The organism is Aequitasia blattaphilus, assembly GCF_024721305.1.
Lineage (GTDB): Bacteria > Bacillota > Clostridia > Lachnospirales > Lachnospiraceae > Aequitasia > Aequitasia blattaphila.
This window is the reverse complement of the sequence record NZ_JAMXOD010000014.1, coordinates 84029-94117: the sequence shown is the minus strand read 5'-3', so window position 1 is coordinate 94117 and position 10089 is coordinate 84029. Positions and strand designations below refer to the sequence as shown.

Genomic DNA, 10089 nt, shown 5'->3' with positions numbered 1-10089 from the left:
AGTCCGTGCAATTTTCACCATTTACCTCTTCATTAAATACTTTTAGTTGATAGTCACCAACTTCCATATCTGCTGGAATTGTGAATTCTGCCGTTCCCGAAGTATCTCCGCCACTCAAATCTACTGGACGTCCATAAAATAAGATATTTCCACTTGTCTTATCACAAATTATCAGGGAAACACTTCTGGTCCCTCCACCTCTGGCACCATTGTATTGAAAACTCACTGTATCACCAGGATAAGCGGCAATATTGGTCGTAGTTGTCGAAAGTGACAGATTCGTATTATCCTCTACCGTCATCTTAATAGCACTCGATGGTGTTTGTGCCGTCTCCAAAGATGCTCTCCCTGCCGCCAAAGATTTCATGCCCTCTCCCTTGGCATCAGATGTGAAGAGAACAGATTGCAGATTTAAATAGAAAGCAGGGCGCATGGCGTAATTGTGGTCGACATAAGTGAAGTCCATTAAAACACCGCCGGAAATGCCGACGTAGGCATTAGACGTAAGTGTAGAATGGGGCGAACGCAGCCAATAATGGTCGCCATATGAACGCACGGTACTGTTTCCAACAGTCGTCCATTCATCCAGTGAAAGTGCCCAAAATTTCTGGTTAGTTGGGGTCGCTCCGTTTATTCCGTCCAGTGTTGCTCTTGTTTGAATCATGCCAGGTTCAAGACCTGTTCCAATGGGTAAGGCATTCATTGTGCTCTGTAAAGTACTACCCTCATATGTATTCACCATGTTCATTGGGTTAAACTCACTAAAACCAAAATCATAGTTCTTACTCCATAAGGTAAGCTGTGCTGCCCCATCCGACTTTACACCATTGCTGCTGTCTCCAATCACCCACCACTCATGTCCACCAAAGCCGATTACCGTTTCGTTGATGGTATAGGAAAACCCTCTGCTTGTCACTGGTTCTATTCCTACTGCTGCTTGTGTTGTTTCTGCAAAAGTATCGCTCATACATACTCCCGCAATCATTGTCGTTGCCATTAACAATGTCAACACTCTTTTTTTGACTGTTCTTATCATTCCTGTTCCTCCATTTCTATACGTGCTCTAGACTTAATAAGTATAGTAAGAATCCCCCATCAAAAACAAGTAACTTGCACGAATGACCACTTTTTCTGCACGAAATGACAAAAATCCCTTCTAAAGACATAATTTCCGTAAGACACTGCGGAAATAGTTTAAAAGCGATTTCCCATAAAATTTGAGTATAGAAAAACCCCGTAAGCTACATAGCTCCGGGGTTTTCGGTATATTTGATAAAAAATTATCGCTTGGAGAACTGAGGTGCTCTACGAGCTGCCTTAAGTCCGTATTTCTTACGTTCTTTCATACGTGGATCACGAGTTAAGTATCCCGCTTTCTTAAGAACTGGTCTGAATTCAGAATCAGCTTGAAGTAACGCTCTTGCAATACCATGACGGATTGCTCCAGCCTGTCCTGTATATCCACCACCTTTTACATTAACCAAAACATCAAACTTACCTTCTGTGTCAGTTGCTGCTAATGGTTGGCGAACTACTACCTTCAATGTCTCTAATCCTAAATACTCATCAATATCTCTTTTATTAATTGTAATCTTTCCGCTTCCTGGTGTTAAATAAACACGTGCGATAGATTTTTTTCTTCTTCCTGTACCATAATACTTTGTATTAGCCACTTTAATTTCCTCCTTTCAAACCTTTCTTAGAATGTCAACTCTTCTGGTTTTTGAGCTTGTTGCTTGTGCTCTGGTCCAGCATAAACAAATAGTTTCTTGTACATTGATCTTCCCAAAGGTCCTTTTGGAAGCATACCTGTTACTGCGAGCTCTATAACTCTTTCAGGTTTTTTATCCATCATCTCTTTTAATGTAGTTTCTCTCATACCACCTACATACTCAGAGTGATTGTAATAGATCTTTTGATCCATTTTCTTACCTGTTACTTTAATCTTCTCTGCATTTACGACAATCACATAATCACCTGTGTCAATATGTGGTGTAAATTCAGGCTTATTCTTACCTCTTAAAACCTTAGCAACTTCTGAAGCCAAACGTCCTAATGTAAGTCCTGTAGCATCTACTACAAACCATTTTCTTTCAATCTTATCTGGATTCGCCATATAAGTTTTCATGGAATTACCTCCTGTATATCATCAACTAACATTTTTATTTTTCATTGGAAATCAGCAAATTCCGGGGCAATGGCCTTTGCTTTTTCTTTCGCAATCATGCTTAAACATTATATTACAAGGAACAATCCCTGTCAATCACTTTCTCTATTCTTTCACGAGAACTTTTACAATTTCCGCCATGTACATAAAGTGATAGTCCTTTTGAGGATACCATTTTTCTGGTTCCACATGGGATTCAAAGCAATCTTCCAGCATTTCCTGACGGTAAAGCTTTTTGCACACAAAAATCATATTTGCTTCCTCAACCCCAACGGTTCCATCTGTTACCAAGGGCGTCAGGCTTGCACTTTCCCATTTATTCTCTACATCTCTTCCCGATGTAGAGCCACAAAAGCTCAGCTCTTTACGAAAATCTTCACTTAGAAAAGACATGGTGAATAATTCCTCTTTATCTACAAACTCTTTCGTATAACGCTGTGGTCGAATATAAACACTTGCTACATTTTTTCCCCACATGATTCCAACTCCACCCCAGCTCGCTGTCATCATATTGCTTTTTTCTTCATTTCCTGCTGTAATTAAGAGCCATTCCTTTCCAATTTTGGTAAATGGATTAAACTGCAGTTCTTCAATATTTACTTCTTTAAATCCCATTTGCATTTCCTCCTACTCCATTGTGATTTTCCGGAAATTCTTTTTCCCCTTCTTTACCACAATCCCATCACCTTCCAGCTCTTCCTTGGTGTATGTTTTATAAGTGTCCGTTACCTTCTCTCCATCTACGGAAACACCACCTTGTGTCACTGCTCGTCTTGCTTCTGATTTTGAAGGAACCAGCTCTCCTTTTAGCAGAATTGTCAAAATGTCGATTTGTCCTTCTGTTAAATCTTCCTCAGTCAATACGGTAGAGGGCATGTTCTCTGCTGCTCCTGTCGTAAAGATTGCTTTTGCACTGGTTTCTGCCTTTTTCGCTTCATCCTCTCCATGTACAAGGCCTGTTAGCTCATACGCTAAAATTTCTTTTGCTCTGTTTAACTCGCTGCCTTCCCATTTGTCCATTTCATCAATCTGCTCCAAAGGAAGAAATGTAAGCATTCTCAGGCATTTTAATACGTCTGCATCCCCAATGTTTCTCCAGTACTGGTAAAATTCAAAGGGTGATGTTTTGTTTGGATCAAGCCATACTGCACCGTTTTGGGTTTTCCCCATTTTGTTACCTTCTGAGTTTAACAGCAAGGTAATGGTCATTGCGTATGCATTTTTTCCCTGCTTTCTTCTGATTAATTCCGTTCCTGCAAGCATGTTGCTCCATTGGTCATCTCCACCAAATTGCATGTTGCAGCCGTAGTCATTGTACAATTTATAGAAGTCAAAAGCCTGCATAATCATGTAGTTGAATTCAAAGAAGGTAAGCCCTTTTTCATATCTTTGCTTATAGCATTCTGCTGCCAGCATGCGATTTACGCTAAAGTGGGAGCCAATTTCTCTAAGCATATCCACATAGTTTAGCTCCAGAAGCCAGTCTGCATTATTAACCATCTGTGCTTTTCCTTCTGAAAAGTCAATAAAACGGCTCATCTGCTTTACAAAGCAATCAATATTGTGATTGATTGTTTCCACTGTCATCATCTGTCTCATATCGCTTCGTCCAGAAGGATCTCCAATCATACCCGTTCCCCCACCTAGAAGTGCAATTGGTTTATTCCCTGCTTCCTGTAATCTTTTCATTAAACATAGTGCCATGAAATGCCCTACGTGAAGACTATCTGCAGTGGGGTCAAAGCCAATATAAAAGGTTGCATTACCATTGTTGATAAGGTCTCTTATCTCCGGTTCATCTGTTACTTGAGCAATTAGCCCTCTTGCTTGTAGTTCTTCATAAATCTTCATCTTTTTTCTCCTTTTCATTTTGTAAATAAAAAACTCGCCCTTACTTAAAAGTAAGGACGAGAATATCTCGTGGTACCACCTTGGTTCGTCATCTGCTTACACAAATAACCTCTATAAGCGACAGTAATCGCTTTGACAAATAACGTATGTCCTACGTCGTAGCCTACTTATGACTTTCGGTACGCTGCTCCAAGATGTATTCATAAGAATTCCTTCCCGCACCTCTCATCAACCGGTAACTTTCTGTTGGGGTATTCTCTTACTACTCTTTCTTTTCAAAGCATTTCTCGTATATGTGAGTCATAGTACAGCATCTTGTAACCTTTGTCAATAGCTATCTCAAATAAACAACCTCATCTTTTGCAGGCTTGGCTGATTTGATCTTAATCAACTCCAATAAAGGCCTCTCTTCTCCTTGGGGTGTGACAAATCCAAACCCAAATCTTGCCGTAACTTTCACCCAATCTCCAGGATTAAATGACAACTTATCCTTCGACTTACAAGGATATCCATAGAAACGAATGTCATCTGCACAGCAGGTCATAATCAATCTTCCCGGTACAAACATATGGGCATCCATGCCCTTTGGACGATAGGCTTGTGCAAGATATGTAATTTCTTTATTTTCATAACGCTGAGGATTATCAAAAGCATCTACGTACCATGCTCCAAAGTCCTCATCACCTAAAACCACCTTATTTCCTTCAAAATCAAAAGGCAGCTCTTCTTCATCTGGCGGGATAATGGATCCGTCCGGTTTTTCAAAAAGAACCTGTGTCGTAGGATTCTGCACCTTTAGCGCTCTTCGGAATGCACCTCTGTCTACATCCTCACCGCAACGGTTAACAACGATAAATTCTGAATCTGATAGCTGTTCCATTACCATGTTACGCATATTTTTCAAATACATTTCCAAAGTTTCTCCGTTAATCGTAGAATAAACTCCTCCAATTGCCCACTCCTTTGGATAATCCGTATTGGCAAAATTTTCAAAGTTCCACATTCCATTAAATTCAATGATTACCTGATCCGGGTTGCAGCCATCTTCAATTTCTTGTAAAAAAGCTTCGTTGTAATCATCCTCATCTTCTATATCAACTAATTCAATTTCATTCTCTTCTAAAAAGAGGGGATCGAACTCTTCATCTCCTGCTTCACAACGGATTAAAACAGTTACTCCCTCTTCTATCCAGTCTTGCTTCAAGAGAGTATCTTTGATAAACGTTGTTTTTCCACTATCTAATAATCCCGTTACAATATATACTGGCACCATAATTCTCTCATCCTCTTCTACGCGTGAAATACTTTCTTTAATTCATCTTCTTTTAAATCTGTTCCAATGATACAGATTCTTCCTGTATAATCCGGAGATCCTTCCCGGATTTCCCATTCCCCTGGCACTAAGTCAAATTGCTTCCAGTCACCTTCTTGAGACTGGACGATACCCTTTCCTCGAAGAACTGTACCATACAGTGTGGAATCTGCCAAAGTCTTAATTACTGCTTCCAATTCTTCCACATTATACTTCGCGGGAGTCTCTACTCCCCAGCTTGTAAACACTTCATCTGCATCATGATTATGATGATGGTGATGCTCATGATGTCCACAGCACTCGCCTTCTCCATGGTGATGATGGTGCTCTTCATGATCATGATGTCCACAGCAGCATCCTTCGTGGTGATGTTCATGATTATGGTGCTCATCTTCTAAAAGACTTTCCTGGTTTGTGTCTTCCTCAAAAGCATGTAGTATGCTTTCTTTTTTTAGTTCTTCCCAAGGTGTTGTAATAATAGAAGCATCACCATTCTTTTCTCTTAATAATTCAATACACTCTTTTAGCTTCTCTTCCGAAAGTTCCTGACTTCTGCTTACAACGATAGTATCCGCCGTTTCTACTTGATTGATAAAGAACTCACCAAAGTTCTTGATGTAAAGTTTCGCCTTCTTTCCATCCACAACAGCAACCTTACTCTCGATTACCATATCTTCCTCTACATCCTGAATCGCTTTTACAACATCGGAGAGTTTTCCAACTCCTGATGGTTCAATGATTACTCTGTCTGGATGGTAGGTGTCCAGTACTTCTTTTAAAGATTTCGCAAAATCTCCAACTAAAGTACAACAGATGCAGCCGGAATTCATTTCGGTAATCTCCACACCGGAATCTTTTAGAAATCCGCTGTCAATTCCGATTTCTCCAAATTCGTTTTCAATGAGAACTAACTTCTCTCCTTTATAAACTTCATCAATTAATTTCTTAATAAACGTGGTTTTTCCCGCTCCGAGAAACCCTGATATAATGTCAATTTTCGTCATTTTAAATCATCCTTTCATAAATAGCTTTCTAATAGTAAATACTAGCACAAATGAAAATGAATTTCAAATAGCCTCAAAACGCTTACGGATCAAATCCTTCATTTCTTTGATAGACTCCCTCGGAAGATAAGATTCATCACATTGCTTCAGATATTCCTCTTTTAACCTAATAAACTTTGCCAAAATTTTTTCAGCGGCCAAGTCTGTCATATCACAACCTTTGGCAAATGTAAGAAAATCTTTCTTACGCAGATTCCGCTTTTTTCCATTCAAAGTCAAGGCTAATTGTTCATTATCTTCTGGCATAATAATATTTACTGGTAAAATATCATAGGCTCTTGACAGGATAAAGTCTCTCTTTCCTGGATGGCGTTCAATTAGCGAGAAATTTTTTAGGTGCATATCAGAATTCCCAATAATAAATGACTGTACTACCCTTATAAACAATTCCGATAAATCAATCCCCGGAAAAGTTGAATACTTCTTAATCACACGGCTACACCCTTCATAAGAACCTCGATACTTATCCTGTGTTAATCGATTGGACAGCTGGCAAAAGTCTTCCATTGCATAGAATGAAATCTTTCTTTTGGAAATCCTGCGGTCAATTCTGCGTGTAATATATGCATAATCATTTTTTAACTTAACTAAACCATGAGGAACTGTTTTGATACCAGCACTTTCTGCCAGCTTCATAGCCAAATTCTCAAATTCAGGTAAGAACCGAAACTCCGCTGTTTGCGGTTTAAGAATATAACCGGTTGGGTAATCTACCATTGTCAGTCTTGTGCTCATGCTTTCTTCCAGGTGAAGAGATATTTTTTTCTGGACTCCCGGTATTGTTAAACCTTTCTGCACTGTATCATTTGCTATTTGAGTGAACTGTTCCTCTGATATATCCAATGAAGGAACCCGCTCTGTACCAAAAAATTTCTTTGCACATTTACTATGCCAACAAGCTTCTCGTTCTTCCTGGGTTACATCTTCATTCATTATTTTCCCACAGTACAAACATTTCATCATCATTTTTCTCCCCGAACAGACACATCTCCAATACAATCACGACAAGCAATGAGTAACAAACCAAACCGATCATCTTGGCGGACTTTCCAGTTCCTGCTTACAACTTTAAGCAACCATCCTTCTGGTATTAGACCATCAAAAAATGGGAACAGAGTTTTGGAAAAATATTCTTTTTTTTCTAATGGAAGAGTTACACTTACTGCAACTGCAGCCTCAGATGACTGATACTCTTCATCATAGGTAAACAGGTATCCTTCATCCGTCTCTTCTATAATACCGGCAAAAATATTCTGCACATAAACAAAACCTCTACGGTATTCATTTGCCATATACTACTCCTCTCTGTCAAGCTTCCCCGGAACAGCCACCATTCCAAACATTGCCAGTGCCTGATTCACTTTATCAAGTCGAACCGTCTCCTTTCCCTGTTCTAAATCTCTGACAAAACGAAGTCCCAATCCCGCACGCATCGCAAACTCTTCTTGAGTCAAGCCTACACTTTTTCGTTTTTCTTTAATATACTTTCCTATTTTATTCATACTGCATATATTATACCCTATCGGGTATTGTGTCAATCATTTTTCATCCTTTTATACCTGTAAGGGTATAAATTTTTATGTTTCGCCTCGTTTTATACCTTATCGGGTATGATTTTATAGAGCAAATATAAAATAAGCAACCTATTGCACTTATTATACGCGGGTCTTTGACACCTTATTTGCATTCCACCCTCGTAAAAGCCTTAAGTGGCTTTATTTTTTTGTCAATTACAATTTTCTTCTTTACCCGTTGCACTGCGTTGTGTTATAATAGATATATACGAAATACGGAGGTGTTACCATGAGACTAGGCTATTCACGTTCTAAATATTCTATTTCTTATTACGCTCAGAAAACAATTTATGTTGATGGGAAAAACAAGTCATTAATAGTGACCCGTTTTGGGTCCGAAAAATATATTTGTGAAACTTATGGGGTCAAAGATGCAAAGGCCTGGGCTCAGCATCAAGTCGATCTTATGAATCAAGCAGAAAAAGAAGAATCCGGGGAAATACTGATTGATCTGTCGCCTTCGAAAGACCTCGCCCTTAACCAACAACGACTTTACAACGGCGGATATCTTTTCCTTCAAGATGTCTACTACAGTCTTGGACTTGATAAAATCTGTCGTGCAATCTCTAAAAAGCATAATTTCGAGTTTAACCTTAATTCTATTTTCTCTAGGTTAATTTATACTCGTATTCTGTACCCTTCATCAAAACAGGGAACCTATAGAGATTCTGCAAAGTTCATAGAGCAACCAGACTTTGATCTCCATCAAGTATATCGTGCACTCTCTGTCATTGCTGAGGAATCCGACTATATTCAAAGTACATTATATAAAAACACCCTTAAACTATCCCCGCGTAAGACGGGAATTATATACTATGACTGTACCAATTTTTATTTCGAAACAGAACAAGCTGAAGATGACAAACAATATGGTCTTAGCAAAGAAGGTCGCGCTCTTCCTATCGTTGGTATGGGGCTTTTTATGGATGCCGAAGGGATTCCGCTTTCTTTCAGTATTTATCCCGGTAATCACAACGAACAACCTACGATGATTCCTCTTGAAGAAAAGTTACTCACTGATTTTGGAATGTCTAAATTTGTTGTTTGCACAGACGCTGGACTCTCCTCCCTTAGCAACCGCAAGTTTAATGATTATAGTGGGGAAGATGGCTCTCGTTCTTTTGTTACAACTCAATCCATTAAAAAGCTAAAAGGTTTTCTAAAAGAATGGGCCTTGGATTCTAAGGGATGGTACTTATCAGGCCAGGGCGTACACATAACCTATAATATTTCCGAACTAGATGAGGTAAATGATAAAGATAAGGTCTTCTATAAGAGTCGATGGATAAAAGAGAACGGATTGGAACAACAACTGATTGTGTCCTACTCTATCAAATATAAGAATTATCAAAGAAAGATTCGCAACAATCAGATAGAGCGAGCACTCAAAGCTATTGAAAAGGGAGCTTCAGGTATTGACCATAAACGACCAACAGACTGCAAGCGTTTCATAAAAGTTGATAGAGCCACAAAAAACGGAGAGATAGCCGATCAATCCACCTATTATCTTGATAAAGAGGCTATCAGAAATGAAGAGCTGTATGACGGCTTCTATGCGGTTTGCACCAACCTTGAGGAAAAAGCTGGAGCCGTTGTAAAGATTAACCAGAGGAGATGGGAAATCGAAGAATGCTTTCGTATTATGAAAAGTGAGTTTGAAGCTCGCCCAGTTTATCTACAACGGAAAGAAAGAATCACAGCGCACTTTATTACTTGTTTTATTGCTCTCATCGTCTATCGTTACACTGAGAAACGGCTTGGCGAGTCATTTACTTGCAAAAGAATAATAGAGTGCTTGAAGGATATGGATTTTGTGAAACACGAAGGAAAAGGATATGAACCAGTATATACACGAACCGAATTAACCGATGAACTACACAAAGAGTTCGGCTTCACTACCTCAAAAGAGATCATTCCTATTATGAAAATGAAAAACATTTGTGCTCAGACAAAAAAGTAAAAGTGCAACGTGTAATTTTGAATTCCAAAAAGCTCAACAACCCCAGCTATATCAAGGGTTGTTGAGCTTGAATGTTATTTTAGGTGTCAAAGACGAGATTCATACTGCATATATTATACCCTATCGGGTATTGTGTCAATCATTTTTCATCCTTTTATACC

Annotated in this window: 11 protein-coding genes and 1 other annotated feature; of the genes, 1 reads left to right on the top strand and 10 read right to left on the bottom strand. The window is 39.0% G+C overall.

The features are described 5' to 3' along the window. From NHH15_RS10595 to NHH15_RS10550, 10 genes are all read right to left on the bottom strand, one after another. On the bottom strand, positions 1-1036 hold a 1036-nt coding region (locus tag NHH15_RS10595; RefSeq protein WP_262066642.1), incomplete at its 3' end, for a DUF6273 domain-containing protein. Positions 1037-1280: 244 nt separating this feature from the next. After that, positions 1281-1673, bottom strand: a complete 393-nt coding sequence (gene rpsI, locus NHH15_RS10590; protein WP_262066641.1) for a 30S ribosomal protein S9 — start codon at positions 1671-1673, stop codon at positions 1281-1283. Positions 1674-1699: 26 nt separating this feature from the next. After that, positions 1700-2128: a 50S ribosomal protein L13 gene (gene rplM, locus NHH15_RS10585; RefSeq protein ID WP_262066640.1), complete on the bottom strand. Its 429-nt coding sequence runs from the start codon at positions 2126-2128 to the stop codon at positions 1700-1702. Between the two features lie 144 nt (positions 2129-2272). Beyond that, positions 2273-2782, bottom strand: a complete 510-nt coding sequence (locus NHH15_RS10580; RefSeq protein WP_262066639.1) for a flavin reductase — start codon at positions 2780-2782, stop codon at positions 2273-2275. Between the two features lie 12 nt (positions 2783-2794). Beyond that, the gene (gene tyrS, locus NHH15_RS10575) at positions 2795-4018 is read right to left on the bottom strand and encodes a tyrosine--tRNA ligase (protein WP_262066638.1); all 1224 of its coding nucleotides are present in this window, start codon (positions 4016-4018) and stop codon (positions 2795-2797) included. A 49-nt stretch (positions 4019-4067) separates the two neighbouring features. Then, positions 4068-4306, bottom strand: a binding site (T-box leader). A gap of 46 nt (positions 4307-4352) precedes the next feature. Then, the gene (locus tag NHH15_RS10570; RefSeq protein WP_262066637.1) at positions 4353-5291 is read right to left on the bottom strand and encodes a TIGR03943 family putative permease subunit; all 939 of its coding nucleotides are present in this window, start codon (positions 5289-5291) and stop codon (positions 4353-4355) included. A 17-nt stretch (positions 5292-5308) separates the two neighbouring features. Continuing rightward, positions 5309-6334, bottom strand: coding sequence for a CobW family GTP-binding protein (locus NHH15_RS10565; protein ID WP_262066636.1), 1026 nt, complete (start codon positions 6332-6334; stop codon positions 5309-5311). Positions 6335-6397: 63 nt separating this feature from the next. Then, positions 6398-7357, bottom strand: a complete 960-nt coding sequence (locus tag NHH15_RS10560; RefSeq protein ID WP_262066635.1) for a HipA domain-containing protein — start codon at positions 7355-7357, stop codon at positions 6398-6400. Beyond that, positions 7357-7686, bottom strand: a complete 330-nt coding sequence (locus NHH15_RS10555; protein ID WP_262066634.1) for a HipA N-terminal domain-containing protein — start codon at positions 7684-7686, stop codon at positions 7357-7359. The genes NHH15_RS10560 and NHH15_RS10555 overlap by 1 nt, the downstream gene beginning before the upstream one ends. 3 nt (positions 7687-7689) lie before the next feature. Further along, positions 7690-7896 carry a helix-turn-helix transcriptional regulator gene (locus NHH15_RS10550; protein WP_262066633.1) on the bottom strand — a complete coding sequence of 69 codons (207 nt, stop codon included), beginning with the start codon at positions 7894-7896 and terminating at the stop codon, positions 7690-7692. 301 nt (positions 7897-8197) lie between these two features. Here NHH15_RS10550 and NHH15_RS10545 point away from each other — a divergent pair, with 301 nt between their 5' ends. Then, complete coding sequence (locus tag NHH15_RS10545; RefSeq protein ID WP_262066632.1) at positions 8198-9928, top strand: IS1634 family transposase; 1731 nt, start codon at positions 8198-8200, stop codon at positions 9926-9928. Positions 9929-10089: the final 161 nt, after the last annotated feature.